The following is a 15,391-nucleotide window of genomic DNA, read 5'->3' as shown; positions in this document are numbered from 1 at the left end:
GTGTCCGTCCGTGAACTGGTGGTCCTCGGTACCGCCAGCCAGGTCCCGACCCGGCACCGCAACCACAACGGCTACCTGCTGCGCTGGGACGGCGAGGGCCTCCTCTTCGATCCCGGCGAGGGCACCCAGCGCCAGATGCTGCGCGCCGGGGTGGCCGCCCACGACCTGAACCGGATCTGCGTCACGCACTTCCACGGCGACCACTGCCTCGGCCTGGCCGGCGTCATCCAGCGCGTCAACCTCGACAAGGTGCCGCACCCGGTCACCGCGCACTACCCCCGCTCCGGCCAGCGCTTCTTCGACCGGCTGCGGTACGCGACCGCCTACCGCGAGACGGTCGGCGTCACCGAGGCGCCCGTCGACACGGACGGGCCCCTCGCCGTCACGGACGCCTACACCCTGGAGGCCCGCAGGCTCTCCCACCCCGTCGAGTCGTACGGCTACCGGCTCGTCGAGCCCGACGGCCGCCGTATGCTGCCCGACCTGCTCGCCGCGCACGGCGTCAAGGGCCCGGACGTCGGCCGGATCCAGCGGGAGGGCGCGATCGGCGGGGTGCGGCTGGAGGACGTCAGCGAGGTGCGCCGCGGACAGCGCTTCGCGTTCGTCATGGACACGCGTATGTGTGACGGGGTGCACGCGCTCGCCGACGGCTGCGACATGCTCGTCATCGAGTCGACCTTCCTGGACGAGGACAGGGAACTCGCCATCGAGCACGGCCACCTGACGGCCGGCCAGGCGGCGGGGGTCGCGCGGGACGCCGGCGTACGGCATCTCGTGCTCACCCACTTCAGCCAGCGCTACTCCGATCCCGAGGCGTTCGAGCGGCAGGCGCGGGCGGCCGGCTTCGAGGGCCAGCTGACGGTGGCGCACGACCTCCTCCGGGTGCCGGTTCCGAAACGGCGGTGAAATCCCCGTACGATGCTTTGATGCCCCTCCCCAAAGCTGAACTGCACCTGCATATCGAAGGCACCCTGGAGCCGGAGCTGGCGTTCGCGCTCGCGGCCCGCAACGGCGTCGCCCTGCCGTACGCCGACACGGACGAGCTCCGCGAGGCGTACCGGTTCGAGGACCTCCAGTCCTTCCTGAACCTGTACTACGAGCTGATGGCGGTCCTGCGCACCGAGCGGGACTTCGAGGACCTGGCCGACGCCTACCTCGCCCGGGCCGCCGCGCAGGGCGTGCGGCACGCCGAGATCTTCTTCGACCCGCAGGCCCACCTCTCCCGGGGCGTGGGGATGGGCACCGTGGTCGAGGGGCTGTGGCGGGCGCTCGGCCGCAGCGAGGAGCGGCACGGCGTCTCCACCCGGCTGATCCTGTGCTTCCTGCGCGACGAGTCCGCCGAGTCGGCGCTCCGGACGCTGGAGGCGGCCCGGCCGTTCCTGGACCGGATCACCGGCGTCGGCCTGGACTCCGCCGAGGTCGGGCACCCGCCGGTGAAGTTCCGCGAGGTGTACGAGGCCGCCGCGGCGCTGGGCCTGCGGCGGGTGGCGCACGCGGGTGAGGAGGGGCCGCCGGAGTACATCACCGAGGCCCTCGACGTGCTCGGCGTGGAGCGCGTCGACCACGGGCTGCGGTGCATGGAGGACCCGGCGCTGGTGGAGCGGCTGGTGCGGGAGCGGATCCCGCTGACGCTGTGCCCGCTGTCCAACGTCCGGCTGCGCACCGTCGACACCCTCGCCGACCACCCGCTGCCGGCGATGCTCGACGCCGGGCTGCTGTGCACGGTGAACTCCGACGACCCGGCCTACTTCGGCGGCTACGCGGGCGACAACTTCGACGCCGTACGGCGCACCCTGGGCCTGGGCGAGGACCGGTTGCGCGAACTCGCCCGCAACTCCTTCACCGCCTCCTTCCTGGAGGACGACGAGGAGCGGCGGGCACGCTACCTGGCCGAGGTGGACGCCTACGTCTTCTAGCCGGTACTTCTTCCCGGCCGATACGTCCTCTGGTCGACGGGTCTTCTAGCCGATCCCCTGGTGGATCCGGTCCACCAGGATGTCGATGACGAGCGGCGTGCGCGGGCCGAAGCCGAGGAGCACGCCGTCCTCCATGTCGACGACCCGGCGGTTCAGGCCGGCCGGGGTCTGGGCGATGCCCGGGATCCGCAGGAGGCCGTCGATGCCGCCGACCGACTCCAGGCCCTTGGTCATCATCAGGATGACGTCGGGCTGCGCCTGGGCCAGCGCCTCGGTGGTGATCGGGGTGAACGGCTTGTCCAGGCCCGCCGCCGTGCCCGCGTCCACCGCGCCGGCCGCCGCGAGCAGGGAGTCGGCGCCGGAGCCCTTGCCGCCGATGAGGTAGACGGCCGCGCTGCCGCGCATGTACAGGAACGCGACCTTGGGCCGGCTGCCCTCCGGCACGGCCGCGCGGGCCGCCGCCAGGTCGTCGCTCATCCGCCGGTCGAGCGCCCGGCCCGCCTCCGGCACGCCGAGGGCCTCGGCGATCCGGGTGGTGCGGGTGGTGACGTCGGAGAGCTTCGTCGCCGGGTCGAGGACGACGACCGGGATCCCGGCGTCCCGGATCTGCCGCACGGCCTCCTTCGGTCCGGTGTCGGTGTCGGCGAGCACGACCGTCGGCCGCAGCGACAGCACGCTCTCCGCGCTCACGTCGTGCGCCTTGGTGACCTGGGGGAGCTTCTTCGCCTCCTTGAAGGTCGCCGTGATGTCCCGGCCGACGACCCGGTCGCCGAGCCCGAGCGTGAACACGATCTCCGCCACGCCCCCGTTGAGGGGGAGGATGCGCGAGACGTCGGAGACGGTGACCCGGCGGCCGTCGGAGGAGTCGACGGTGACCGGCAGCTCCGGTGTCGGCGGCGCGCCGTCGAGCGGGACGACCGTGTTCTTCGCGAGCTGTTCCGCGGCCGCGGTGGCCCGCGCGCCCGCGGACGCCGGTGACGCCTGCGAGGCGCTGCCGCCGGTCCCCGTGGTGCCGCCCGCGCACGCGCCGGTCAGCAGCGCGAGGGCCAGTCCGAGAGCGGCGAGGCGGCCTCGTGCGGGGCGTCTGCCGGACGGCTCTCTCCGGGATGCGCGCATGATCTTCCCTTCCCTCATCTGGCACACAGTCAGCGGATAGTTTAGGTTAGCCTTCCCTTAGTATCTGGTGGTGGGGGTGTGCCATGACATCGGCAAGTGGCCTGCGCGGCCACGGAGTTGGCTGTTTCCTCGCGGTCGCCTCGGCGTCCGCCCTGCTGCTCACGGCCTCACCGGCCCGGGCCGCGGGCGCGTCGGCGACGGGGCCGGAGGGGCAGAAACTCACCGTGTCCCGCTCGTCCGGACTCGACCCGGCGGGCGAGACGGTCACCGTGACCGGCTCCGGTTACAACACCGAGAAGGGCATCTACGTCGCCTTCTGTGTCGACAACGGCGCCGGGAGGACACCCACGCCCTGCGTCGGCGGGGTCGACATGTCCGGCGAGTCCGGCGCCTCCGTCTGGATCTCCTCCGACCCGCCCTCCTACGGCGAGGGCCTGGCGAAGCCCTACGGCGGCAGCGCGCACAAGGGCACCTTCAGCGTGCGGATCAAGGTGCGCGCCGAGGACGCCAACACCGACTGCACCGCCGCCGGGGTCACCTGCGCCGTCATCACGCGCAACGACCACACCCGGGGCGGGGACCAGAGCCAGACGGTCCGCATCCCCGTGACGTTCGCCGCCGCGGGCGGCGCGCAGAGCGGCTCGGGGTCCGGCTCCGGGTCCGGGTCCGGGTCCGGTGCGGGCTCCGGCTCCTCGGCGGCGACGCCGGGCGCGGGCGCGACGTCCGCGGCGGGCGCGACCGGCGGGTCCGGTGACGGCGGCACGGCCAAGGCCTCCGGCGGCTCCATGGCCAGTACCGGATCCGGCCTCGCGGTGCCCCTCGGGCTCACCGCGGCCGCGCTGGTCGCGGCCGGCGCCGGGAGCCGGCTCTGGGCCCGCCGGCGGCGCACCGCCCACTCCCGCACGAACTGACGCGATCTCATGTCCCGTAGGGGGAAACGAAGATGGTGAAGAGACCCGGTGCCGTCGTTCTGGCGGCCGGCGCCCTGTTCGCGCTGGGCTGTCCGGGGGCGGCGGTGGCTCAGGGCCGGGCCGCGGGGGAGTCCCGTGAGGTGTCCGGCGGGTATGCGAACTGGTCGGCGTCCGAAGGGGACCTGGCCGGGCGGGGCGTCTCGCTGGAGGTCACCGCGCCCGCCTCCGGGACGGCCGGGCAGGCCCGGTTCCCGGCCGTGGACGGCACCGTCGCGGCCGAAGGCGGCTCTGCCGACGTGGAACTGGGCGGCGCGGCGCGTCTCGGCGGACCCGCGGACCGCCCGCTCGTCCTCGCCGGACTGCGCCTGGAACTGGCCGGCGGCGAGGGCGCGCTGTACGCCCGTGCGGTCGTCGACGGGCGGGCGCGGGAGCTGGAACTGGCCGAGGTGGCCGCCTCCGGCGCCGGGCCCGCCGTACGGGCGGCCGGCGTGACCTGGACCGGCCTGCGGGCCGCGCTCACCGAGGAGGGGGCCGCGCTGCTGTCCGCCTGGAGCGGGAGCCCGTTCGCGGCGGGGGACGCGCTCGGCGCGTTCGACGTGACGGTCGGCACCGCCTCCGGCACCACGTCCGGCACCACGTCCGGCACCACGTCCGGCACCACGTCCGGCACCACGTCCGGCACCGCCTCCGGTACGGCGGCCGGCACCGCCTCCGGCGCGACGGCCGGCGGGTCCGCGCAGGCGGCCCCGGGCTCGGGGGCACCGCGGCCCGCCGGGCAGGAGAAACCCGCTGGGCCCGCCGCCGCCGTGGCGCGCGCCGCGCTCGCCGCGGGCGGCGAACAGACCGTCACGGGCACGGGGTTCGCGCCCGGCGCGGTGGTCCTCGTCACGATCGACGGCGACACGCGCTACCAGGCGGTCGCCGACGCCGAGGGCGGGATCAGCCGGACCTTCCCCGTGTACGCCGGCGCCTTCCCGGGCGAGCACACGGTGGAGCTGACGGCCGTGAGCGGTGAGCGGGCCGTCGTGAGCGCCCGGTTCGAGGTCCAAGCGCCGCGCTGACGGCCGTGTCGACCCTTTGTGCAGGCAAACAGGAGCGGACCGCCGGTCCGCTCCTCGGCATGCCTGGATATTGCGTTCCCGCAGGTCGAGCGGTGTTTTTTGCGATCCGTTGACAACTGCCGCCAGATCGTATTTAGGTTTGCCTTACCTAAGTTCCATTCCCGATGGAGAGGTTCCCGCCATGAGAGTCCCCACCGCCCGTACCGCCGCCCGTGCCGGCCTCGCCGTGGCCGCCTCCGCCGCGCTCACCCTGGGTCTGGCGACCTCCGCCTCCGCCGCCACCTCGACCCGCACGATCGTCGACGGCGGCACCACCTACAACCTGTCGGTGACCGCCCCGGGCACGGCCTCCGCGGCCGGCCAGGTCATCAACGTCACCGGCTCCGGCTTCAACCCGAGCCAGGGCATCTACGTCGGCCTGTGCGTGGTCGACGGAGCGCCCGGCGTGAACAAGCCGACCCCGTGCCTCGGCGGCCAGGACGAGAACGGCTCGACCGGCGCCTCGCACTGGGTCAACAACGTCTTCGGCGGGCTGTTCGCCAACAGCTCCAAGTTCGGCACCGGCGGCACCTTCGACGTGAACATCTACGTCAAGGCCACCCTCGACGACGGCAGCGTCTGCGGCCAGGACGTCGAGTGCGCCGTCGTCACCCGCGCGGACCACTTCGACAGCGGCGACCGCAAGTACGACGTCCACGTCCCGATCACCTTCCAGTGAGCGCCGGTTGACCGACCGTCAGGCCGGGCCCCGCACGCCGGGGCCCGGCCCACGGCGTCCGGCGGCACTCGACCAGTGAGGAACACTCCCATGCAGCACAGACGCCCGGCGGCGCTCCTCGGCGCCGCCGCGCTCGTGGCCGCCGCGGCGACCGCCGTCACCACCGGCACGGCCGCCCGGGCCTCCGACACCCCGAGGACCGCCCTCGGCGCGAACGGCCAGAGGCTCACCGTGTCCGCGTCCGCGAACCTCGACCCCGACGGCGAGCAGCTCCGCGTCACCGGCTCCGGCTACGACGACACCAAGGGCATCTACGTCGCCGTCTGCAAGGACAACGGCGACGGCCGCGTCCCCACCCCCTGCCTCGGCGGCGCCGACCAGAGCGGGACCAGCGGCTCCTCGGCGTGGATCATCCCCGCGGACGCCTCCGACGAGGGTGCGGGCACGGTCGCCGTCCGCTGGGGCGCGGGCGGCACCTTCGACGTCGAGCTGGACGTCAAGGCGAAGGACGGCGGCCTCGACTGCCTCCAGGTCGCCTGCTCGGTCGTCACCCGCGTCGACCACAACGCTGCCGGCGACCGCTCCCAGGACGTCCGCGTCCCCCTCGCCTTCCAGGGCCAGGAACCCGGCGACGGCGGCGGCGACGGCGTGGACGTCCCGCCGGGCACCGTCAGCTATGTGGAGGCGGGCGGGAAGGAGTTCGCCACCACGAACGCCGGCCGCCCGCTGGACCTCCTGCTGCACCCCGACTCGGGGAAGCTGTACGTCGGCGCGGACAACATCCCCGACACCTCCGACGTGGCCGAGCAGGGCCTGTACGTCCTGGACGCCGCGAACGGCACGGCCCTCGGCCACATCGCCCAGGCCCCCGGCGCGAACGGCGCGATGGCGGCCCGCGTGGTCCGCCGGATCGTCGCCCCGCTTCCGGGCGACGGCGTGGTCTTCCACTACCCGCTGCGCGGCATCGGCACCGCCAGGCCCGGCGACGCGACGGCGCAGGGCATCTGGGCCAACGGCGCGTCGTACACCGGCGTCGGCCAGGACGCCGACACCTCCACCGTCCTGATCGCGGCGGGCCCCGAGCTGCGCCGCGTCGACCTCGCCACCGGCACCGTCGAGGACACGGTCACCCTGGAGGGCGGCGGCGAACTCGGCGTGGACGCCGCCCACGGCGCCGCGTGGTCCGTCGGCACCGACGGGGGCGAGCCGGTGCTGCGCCGCGTCGACACCACCACCTTCGAGGTCACCGCCACGGCCGAGCTCACCGTCGACGTCCTCACCTTCGTCGAGCCGGACCCGGCGACCGGCAACGTCTGGGTGGGCAACGGGACCTCCGTGCTCGTCTTCGACCGGAACGCCGAGCCGCTGGCCACCCTGACGGGCGAGGACCGCGCCATGGCGGCGGCCTTCGACCGGACCACCGGGCGGGCCTTCGTGCTGCGCGAGGACGTCTCCGACGGCACCACCGACGACACCGGATCGCTCGAGATCCTCGACAGCGCGACCTTCCGGCCGGCCGCCGACGCGGTCCCGCTGCCGGGCAGTGTCAGGGTGGGCACCTACGCCGGCGTCGCCGTCACCCCCGGCGCCACGTCCGTCTACCTCACCCGGGCGGCCGAGAGCAAGGTCCTCAGGTACGACCTGCGGATGTCCCCCGAGGTCACCCAGGCCCCCACCGACCGGACCGCCGCCCCCGGCGACGAGGTCACGTTCGTCGCGGCGGCCGAGGGCACCCCCGCGCCGACCGTGAGCTGGCAGGTCAGCCCGGACGGCGGCCAGACCTGGTCCACGATCGAGGGCGCGACGAAGAACGCGTACTCCTTCACCGCGAAGGCGGCGCACGACGGTTACGCCTACCGCGCCGAGTTCGAGAACACCGCGGGCACCACCCGCACCGCGCCGATCACCCTGACCGTCACGGACACCGGCGGCACCGGCGGCGGCACCGGCGGCGACGGCGAGGCCACCGAGCCGTCCGGCACCAGGACCGTCACCGGAGCCGACGGCCAGAAGCTCACGGTCACCCCGGTGAACGGCCTCGCCACCGAGGACCAGGTCCTCAAGGTCACCGGCTCCGGCTACGACATGGAGAAGGGCATCTACGTCGCCCTCTGCGTCGACAACGGCGACGGCGAACTGCCCACGCCCTGCATCGGCGGCGTCGACATGACCGGCGGCTCGCACAGCTCGGCGTGGATCTCCTCCGACCCGCCGGACTACGGCGAGGACCTGGCGACCCCGTACGGCACCGGCGGCACCTTCTCGGTCGAGCTGACCGTCGACGCCGCGGACGAGTACACGGACTGCTTCGAGGCGAAGTGCGTCCTGGCCACCCGGGCCGACCACACCCTCTCCGGCGACCGCTCCCAGGACGTGAAGGTCCCGGTCGCCTTCGTCGGCCAGGACCCGGTGGACACGGACGACGACACGAGCACCGGCGGCACGTCGGCCGGTACGTCCGCCGGCACCTCCGGCGGCTCGTCCGGCGCAACCGGGTCGACGTCCGGCGGCACGGCCGCCTCCGGCGGCACCGGCACGACGGGCGGCACGGCCGCGACGGCCGCCACCGGCGGCAGCCTCGCCTCGACCGGCGCCACGATCGGTACGGCGGCCGCCGCGGCGGCCCTGCTCACGACGGCGGGCTGGTACCTCCGCCGCCGCGCCCGGGCACCCCACGGGAGCGACTGACCCCGACCGCCGCTGCCCGGCCGGCCGGGTGCGCGGGCGTTCCGCCCGTGCGGCCGGTGCGGCCGGTGCCGGGCCGCCCCCGGCCCGCTCTCCCTGCCGTCGGCCGGGAACGCCGCTCAGGTTCCGGTGCCGGGCCGCTCTCGGCCCGCTCTCCCTGCCGTCGGCCGGGAACGCCGCTCAGGTTCCGGGCCCCGGCCCGCCCCCGGCCCGGCGTGGGCCGGCCGTGTCGTAGGCGTCGCGGGCGGGCTGGGCCGGGGCGGGTACCGGGATGTCGACGATCTGCTGCTCGGGGGCGCCGATCTGGGGGACCGGGCCCTGGGGGGTGCCGGTGGACGCGGCGACCACGGCGGCCGGGGTGCCGCCCCGGCGGCGGACCGTGCCCGGCAGGAGGGGGCGGCCGCCGGTGTGCAGGGCGACGGCGGTCAGCGGTACGGCCACGACCAGCAGTCCCGCGCCCAGCACGAGCCCCATCACCGGGAATCCGGCGCGGGCCGACAGCAGGCTGCCGGTGAGCGGGCCCGCCGCCGTTCCCAGGGAGGCGGCCGAGCCGGCCAGCACCGCCCAGCGCCCCCGCGGGTCGAGTGAGGCGGCCAGGCCGATGAGGTACGACAGGACAACGGGGTAGAGCGCGTTCCAGGCGATCTCGCCGGCGGCGAAGGTCGCCAGCCCCGTCGCCGACGCGCTCACCGCGACGCACCCGGCGATCAGCACGGTCCCGCCGCCGATGGGCACCGCCCGCCCCAGCCGGGGCCCCAGCGCGCCCGCGCCGAGGACGCCCAGCAGCCCGGCCCCGAGCGCCACGGCGAACACGGCGCCCACGGTGGCCTCGCCGAGGTGGGCCTGGGTCAGGCCGATCCGCCCGCTGACGCCCCACAGGGAGTTCTGCACGAGGGACCAGCAGGGCATGGCCGCGACCAGGACCAGCCCGGAGCGCGGGTGGGGCAGACGGCGGGCGTCGGCGGTGCCGGGCCGGGCGGGGGCGGTGGCCGTGGCCCGCGGGAGCCGTCCGGTCAGCGGCCACACCGCGAGCGCGGTGAGCGCGATCGCGGCCAGCGGCTGCCCGTGGCCCCCGCCGAGGTGCGGGACCGTCAGATAGACGGCGCCCGCGAGCGCGGAGACGGCCAGCAGGCCGAGCGAGGAGGCGCGGTGCGGGTCGGGCTGGGCGGCGATCCGGGTGGCGGCGACCGTGGTGGCCGTACCGGAGCCGAAGCCGCCGAGGACGGCGCCCGCGACGACGGCCGGGACGCTCCCGGCGAGCGCGGCCCCGCCGTATCCGAGGACGGCGAGCGCCAGTCCGGCCCGGGCCAGGGTCCGCGCCCCGATCCGTTCGACGCGGGAGGCCAGGGCGAAGCCGGCGGAGGCCGAACCGAGCAGCAGCGCGCTGCCGACGGCACCGGCCTGCGTGGCGGACAGCGGCAGCCCGGCGTCCAGCCGGCCCACGACCGTGGGCAGCAGATAGGGAGCGAGGTACCCGGCCGTGAACAGGGCGACGAGGGGCCAGGGAGTGGTGCGGGGGGAGAACACGGGCGTTCCAGGGCGTGCGAAAGGAGCGACTCGAGAGAAGAAGCTCGAGAAAAGACGAGAAAAGACGAGAAAAGAAAAGGGGGAGGGCGCCGACCGTCGACGGACAGGAACGCGCGGGAAATTTGTATCAAGCACGCAGTGCGAGCAGAAGCGCGGGTCCTATGATCTGGATCACTTGTCGGTTTGTGGTGCGGCAGGGCGGGTAGACGCGGCGGCTAACGCCAGTTGACGGCCCCGCCCGCCCCCGGCGCCGCGGCCTCGATCCGCGCCCGGATCTCCCGCATCACCGCGACGATCCGCTCCTCGTGCTCCGGCGTCAGCCGGGCCACCGGCACCGAGCAGCTGACCGCGTCCTGGGCGGGCACCTCGTAGCGCAGCGCGAACCCGAAGCCGACGATGCCGGGGACGCCCTCCTCGCGGTCCACCGCGTAGCCGCGCGCCCGGATCTGTGCGAGGTCGGCCGCCAGTGAGGCGCGGCTGGTGTGCGAGTGCGGGGTCAGCGCCTCGTACGGGCCGTCGGGCAGCTCCCCGTCGGGGCGTTCGGCCAGCAGCGCCTTGCCGAGGGCGCCCACGTGGGCGGGCAGCCGCCGGCCGACGCGGCTGATGGTGCGCAGGTATGCGTGCGACTCGCGCGTCGCCAGGTACGCCACGTCCCGCCCGTCCAGCCGCCCCAGGTGGAGCGTCTCGCCCAGTGCCTCGGACGCCTCGTCGAGGTACGGTCGTACCAGCCGGACCCGAGTGTCGGAGTCGAGGTAGCTGGTGCCGGTCAGCAGGGCGTGGATGCCGATGCCGTAGAGCGAGCCGGTGGCGTCCGTCCGTACCCAGCCCCGGCCGATCAGGGTCTGCAGCACGGCGTACATCGAGCTGCGCGGCACGCCCAGCTCGTCCGCCAGTTCCTGGAGCCGTGCCGGGCGGTCGCCCCGCGCCGCGAGCAGTTCCAGCAGCTCGACCGTGCGCGCGGCCGACTTCACCTCGCGGACGCCGCCCCCGCCTACCGTCTCCGACATGCGCCGATCGTAATCCGATCACTTCGGCCCATTGACGGGTGCGGTGCGCCTACCTAACCTCCATCTCCATACGTGGATGACGTCTACATAGGGAGATGAGTGATCGGCCGCCGACCTCGCCGACCCGAAGAACCCGCTCGCCACCGGACTCGCCCTCGGAGGAGCCGACCTGTGAACCTCACCGTCACCGACGTCCGCCTCACGCCGATCCTCGTCGCCGACCCGCCGCTGCTCAACACCCAGGGCGTGCACCAGCCGTACACCCCCCGACTGATCGTGGAGGTGGAGACGGCCGACGGCGTCACCGGCGTCGGCGAGACGTACGGCGACAGCAAGTACCTGGAGCTGGCCCGGCCGTTCGCCGAGAGGCTGAAGGGGCGCGAGGTCAGCGACCTCAACGGCCTGTTCACCGTCGCCGACGAGCTGGCCGTCGACCGGTCCCGGGTCCTCGGCCAGGTGGACGTGGGCGGCCTGCGCGGCGTCCAGACCGCCGACAAGCTGCGGCTCTCCGTCGTCTCCGGCTTCGAGGTCGCCTGCCTCGACGCCCTCGGCAAGGCCCTCGGCCTGCCCGTGCACGCGCTGCTCGGCGGCAAGGTGCGCGACGCCGTCGAGTACAGCGCGTACCTCTTCTACAAATGGGCCGACCACCCCGAGGGCGTGCCCTGCGAGAAGGACGACTGGGGTCCCGCACTCGACCCGGCCGGCGTCGTCGAGCAGGCCCGCAGGTTCACCGAGCGCTACGGGTTCACCTCCTTCAAGCTCAAGGGCGGCGTCTTCCCGCCCGAGGAGGAGATCGCCGCCGTCCGCGCCCTCGCCGAGGCCTTCCCCGGACACCCGCTGCGCCTCGACCCCAACGGCGCCTGGTCCGTGGAGACCTCCCTGAAGGTGGCGCGGGAGCTGGGCGACGTCCTGGAGTACCTGGAGGACCCCGCGCTCGGCATCCCCGCCATGGCCGAGGTCGCCGCGGAGACCGGCGTGCCGCTCGCCACCAACATGTGCGTGACGACCTTCGCCGAGATCCAGGAGGCGTTCACCAGGGGCGCCGTGCAGGTCGTCCTCTCCGACCACCACTACTGGGGCGGACTGCGCAACACCCAGCAGCTCGCCGCGGTCTGCCGCACCTTCGGCGTCGGCGTCTCCATGCACTCCAACACCCACCTGGGGATCAGCCTGGCCGCGATGACCCACGTCGCCGCCACCGTCCCCGACCTCCACCACGCCTGCGACTCCCACTACCCCTGGCAGTCGGAGGACGTCCTGACCGAGCGCCTCACCTTCACCGGCGGCAAGGTCGCCGTCACGGACACGCCCGGTCTCGGCGTCGAGCTGGACCGCGAGAAGCTGCGGGTCCTGCACCGGCGCTGGCTCGACGACGACGGCTCGCTGCGCGAGCGCGACGACACGGCCGCGATGCGCGTCGCCGACCCCGCCTGGGTCACCCCCACCGTCCCCCGCTGGTGATCGTCCGCCTCCGCCGCACCACCCTGCCCACGATCGGAGCCGCTCGTGCCAGCGGTACGCCCAGCACCACCCGCCCCCGTGGAACACCCGCCGGCCGTGCGGTCGGCGATCCGCAAGATCTTCCGCCGCGTGGTCCCGCTGTTCTTCGTGATGTTCGTCGCGAACTACATGGACCGCGTGAACCTGGGCTTCGCCCAGGACGAGCTGCGGGCCGACGTGGGACTGTCGGCCGCCGCGTTCGGCCTCGGCGCGGGCATCTTCTTCATCGCGTACGCCCTCTTCGAAGTCCCCTCCAACATGCTGATGGAGCGCTTCGGCGCCAAGGTCTGGCTCACCCGGATCATGATCAGCTGGGGTGTCGTCGCCACCGCGATGGCCTTCGTCGACAGCGCGGGCATGTTCTACGCCCTGCGGTTCCTGCTGGGCGTCGCCGAGGCCGGCTTCTTCCCCGCCGTCATCTACTACCTCAGCCGCTGGCTCCCCGACTCCCACCGGGGCCGCGCCACCTCGATCTTCCTGATGGGCTCGGGCACGGCGACCGTCATCGTCGGACCGGTCTCCGGCGCGCTGATGGAGATGCACGGCGTCTGGGGCCACTCCGGCTGGCAGTGGATGTTCTTCACCGAGGGCGTCTTCTCCGTCGTCCTCGGCTTCGTCGTCCACCGCTTCCTCGACTCCGGCATCGAGACGGCCGACTGGCTCACCCAGGAGGAGAAGCACGGCCTGGCCGAGGTCATCGACGCCGAGCAGGAGGCGCGCGGCACCGCCCGGGTCCGCGTCTCCCGCTGGAAGCTGCCGGCCGACCCCCAGATGCTGCTCTTCCTGTGGATCTACTTCGCCATCAACGTCGCCCTCTACGCGGTCACCTTCTGGCTGCCGTCGATCGTGGACGACATCGGCGGACTCAGCTCCTTCCAGGTCGGCCTGCTGACGGCGGTGCCCTGGCTGTGCGCGATCGCCTCGGTCCACATCAGCGGCCGGGTCTCCGACCGCATCGGCAAGCGGCGCCCGATCCTGATCACGCTCCTCGTCCTGGGCGGCTGCGGCACCCTCCTCGCCGTGTTCGTGTCGCCGTGGGCCGGCCTCGGCGCCCTCTGCCTGGCCGCCGCGGGCTTCAAACCGGCGTCCCCGATCTTCTGGACCATCCCCCAGAGCTATCTGGACGCCCGCGCCGCCGCACCGGGCATCGCCCTGATCAACTCCATCGGCAACCTGGGCGGATTCGTCGCCCCGACCGCCTTCGGCGTCATCGAGGACACGACCGGCTCCACCCGGGCCGGCCTGGTCGGCCTCACGGTCGTCGGTTTCCTCGCCGCGCTCAGCGTCCTGCTGGTGCGGGGCGGCGGCCGCAACGACCGGGTCCGCACCCGCACGGCGAAGGCCCCGAAGACCCCGGTCCCGGCCACGGATCCGGTGCCGGGCGCCACCCCGGGCGCCGTTCGCACCCCGCTCCCGGGCCCCGCGGCCGGCTGACCCGGCCCGCGCCGCGACGCCACCCCTGCCGGCCCCCCCACCCCTGCCGGCCCCCCACCCCTGCCGGCCCCCCACCCCTGCCGGCCCCCCACCCCTCCCGGTCCCCCTCCCCGACGCCACAGCTCCCCGCCACCACTCCCCGACGCCGCCACCCCTCCCGACACGCTTCCCGACACGCTTCCGGAAGCGTTCCCCCACGCGCTCCCCGTCCGTGTGACGCACGGCGTGTCGCCACCGGCGTGGTGCACACTGGCCAGATCCGCACCACGCCAGGGAGCGCACCGTGACCGCGTCCACCACGTCCACCGGAGAGGGACACCACCACCCCAACCGCCAGGCCGCCCGGGTCGACCCCCTGGCCGCCCAGCGCGCCCCCGACGACCCGCCCCGGGACGTCTACCTGACCGGCACCGTCTTCCTCGACATCGTCTTCACCGGGCTCGACTCCGCCCCGGTGCGCGGGACCGAGTCCTGGGCCCGCGGGATGGGGTCGAGCCCCGGCGGCGTCGCCAACATGGCCACCGCCCTGGCCCGCCTGGGCCTGCGCACCTCCCTCGCCGCCGCGTTCGGCGACGACCACTACGGCGAGTACTGCTGGGACGCCCTCGAACAGGGCGAGGGCATCGACCTGACGGCCTCGCGCACCGTCCCCGGCTGGCACTCCCCGGTCACCGTCTCCATGGCCTACGAGGGGGAACGCACGATGGTCTCCCACGGCCACGAGCCGCCCCCCGAGGAACCCGCCCCCGCGCACCCTCCGTTCGCCCGGGCCGCCGTGGCCTCCCTCACCCCCGGCGAGCGCGCCCCCTGGATCGCCCAGGCCGCGAGCCGCGGCACCCGGGTATTCGCCGACGTCGGCTGGGACGACACCGGCGCCTGGGACCTCGCTGGCCTGGCCGACCTGAAGCACTGCGAGGCCTTCCTGCCGAACGCCGAGGAGGCCATGCGCTACACCGGTGCGGCCTGCCCGCGCGCCGCGGCCCACGCCCTCACCGAGCACGTACCGCTCGCGGTCGTCACCCTCGGCGCGGACGGCGCCTACGCGGTGGACCGCCGGACGGGCGAGACCGCCGAGGTCCCGGCGATCGCCGTGGAGGCCCTGGACCCCACCGGCGCGGGGGACGTCTTCGTGGCCGGCTTCGTCACCGGCACCCTCGCGGGATGGCCGCTCGCCGACCGCCTCGCCTTCGCCGGACTCACCGCCGCGCTTTCCGTCCAGGAGTTCGGCGGCTCCCTCTCGGCCCCCGGCTGGTCCGAGATCGCCGCCTGGTGGCGCAGGGTGCAGTCGGTCGAGGGCCAGGACCCCGGCGCGCTGCGCCGGTACGCCTTCCTGGAGGCCCTGCTCCCGCATGAGGAGGCGGCACCCTGGCCGCTGCGCCGGGCGGTCCCGACGATCGGCTTCCGCCGCTCGGCATAGAAGCCGTCCGTACACCGTCCGCGCGGAAGCCGTCCGCACAGAGGCTGTCCGCGCGGAAGCCGTCCGCACAGAGGCTGTCCGCGCGGAAGCCGTCCGCAC

The 15,391-nt window shown here is 74.3% G+C and carries 12 protein-coding genes; 9 read left to right on the top strand and 3 right to left on the bottom strand.

Annotated elements, in window-relative coordinates:
- Both ACFV9M_RS01730 and ACFV9M_RS01725 read left to right on the top strand, forming a co-directional pair.
- Positions 1-906 (top strand): ribonuclease Z, encoded by a 906-nt coding sequence (locus tag ACFV9M_RS01730; protein WP_385065079.1) that lies wholly within the window; start codon positions 1-3, stop codon positions 904-906.
- Between the two features lie 20 nt (positions 907-926).
- Positions 927-1,916: an adenosine deaminase gene (locus ACFV9M_RS01725; protein ID WP_385065076.1), complete on the top strand. Its 990-nt coding sequence runs from the start codon at positions 927-929 to the stop codon at positions 1,914-1,916.
- Between the two features lie 45 nt (positions 1,917-1,961).
- On the opposite strand, the gene ACFV9M_RS01720 is transcribed toward ACFV9M_RS01725, so the two are convergent.
- Positions 1,962-3,032: a hemin ABC transporter substrate-binding protein gene (locus tag ACFV9M_RS01720; protein ID WP_385065074.1), complete on the bottom strand. Its 1,071-nt coding sequence runs from the start codon at positions 3,030-3,032 to the stop codon at positions 1,962-1,964.
- 83 nt (positions 3,033-3,115) lie between these two features.
- Here ACFV9M_RS01720 and ACFV9M_RS01715 point away from each other — a divergent pair, with 83 nt between their 5' ends.
- The 4 genes from ACFV9M_RS01715 (at position 3,116) to ACFV9M_RS01700 (ending at position 8,410) form a co-directional block, all read left to right on the top strand.
- Entirely contained in the window at positions 3,116-3,943 is an 828-nt protein-coding gene (locus ACFV9M_RS01715) for a hypothetical protein (protein ID WP_385065071.1), read from the top strand.
- A gap of 32 nt (positions 3,944-3,975) precedes the next feature.
- Positions 3,976-5,004, top strand: coding sequence for an HtaA domain-containing protein (locus ACFV9M_RS01710; protein ID WP_385065069.1), 1,029 nt, complete (start codon positions 3,976-3,978; stop codon positions 5,002-5,004).
- Positions 5,005-5,185: 181 nt separating this feature from the next.
- Entirely contained in the window at positions 5,186-5,722 is a 537-nt protein-coding gene (locus tag ACFV9M_RS01705; protein ID WP_385065067.1) for a hypothetical protein, read from the top strand.
- A 90-nt stretch (positions 5,723-5,812) separates the two neighbouring features.
- Entirely contained in the window at positions 5,813-8,410 is a 2,598-nt protein-coding gene (locus ACFV9M_RS01700; protein WP_385065065.1) for an immunoglobulin I-set domain protein, read from the top strand.
- Between the two features lie 177 nt (positions 8,411-8,587).
- Here the strand turns inward: ACFV9M_RS01700 and ACFV9M_RS01695 are convergent, their stop codons facing one another.
- On the bottom strand, positions 8,588-9,934 hold the full coding sequence (locus ACFV9M_RS01695; protein ID WP_385065062.1) for an MFS transporter: 1,347 nt from the start codon (positions 9,932-9,934) through the stop codon (positions 8,588-8,590).
- A gap of 215 nt (positions 9,935-10,149) precedes the next feature.
- Positions 10,150-10,941, bottom strand: coding sequence for an IclR family transcriptional regulator (locus tag ACFV9M_RS01690; RefSeq protein ID WP_385065060.1), 792 nt, complete (start codon positions 10,939-10,941; stop codon positions 10,150-10,152).
- A 171-nt stretch (positions 10,942-11,112) separates the two neighbouring features.
- On the opposite strand from ACFV9M_RS01690, the gene ACFV9M_RS01685 reads away from it, so the two are divergent.
- The 3 genes from ACFV9M_RS01685 (at position 11,113) to ACFV9M_RS01675 (ending at position 15,292) form a co-directional block, all read left to right on the top strand.
- Positions 11,113-12,402 carry a glucarate dehydratase family protein gene (locus ACFV9M_RS01685; protein WP_385065057.1) on the top strand — a complete coding sequence of 430 codons (1,290 nt, stop codon included), beginning with the start codon at positions 11,113-11,115 and terminating at the stop codon, positions 12,400-12,402.
- Between the two features lie 129 nt (positions 12,403-12,531).
- A complete protein-coding gene (locus ACFV9M_RS01680) occupies positions 12,532-13,875 on the top strand; it encodes an MFS transporter (protein ID WP_385065306.1) in 1,344 nt (447 codons plus the stop codon).
- Positions 13,876-14,158: 283 nt separating this feature from the next.
- The gene (locus tag ACFV9M_RS01675; RefSeq protein ID WP_385065054.1) at positions 14,159-15,292 is read left to right on the top strand and encodes a carbohydrate kinase family protein; all 1,134 of its coding nucleotides are present in this window, start codon (positions 14,159-14,161) and stop codon (positions 15,290-15,292) included.
- The last annotated feature ends 99 nt before the right edge of the window (positions 15,293-15,391 follow it).

Source organism: Streptomyces sp. NPDC059895 (genome assembly GCF_042731035.1).
Taxonomy (GTDB): domain Bacteria; phylum Actinomycetota; class Actinomycetes; order Streptomycetales; family Streptomycetaceae; genus Streptomyces.
This window is presented reverse-complemented; position numbering and strand designations above follow the sequence as displayed.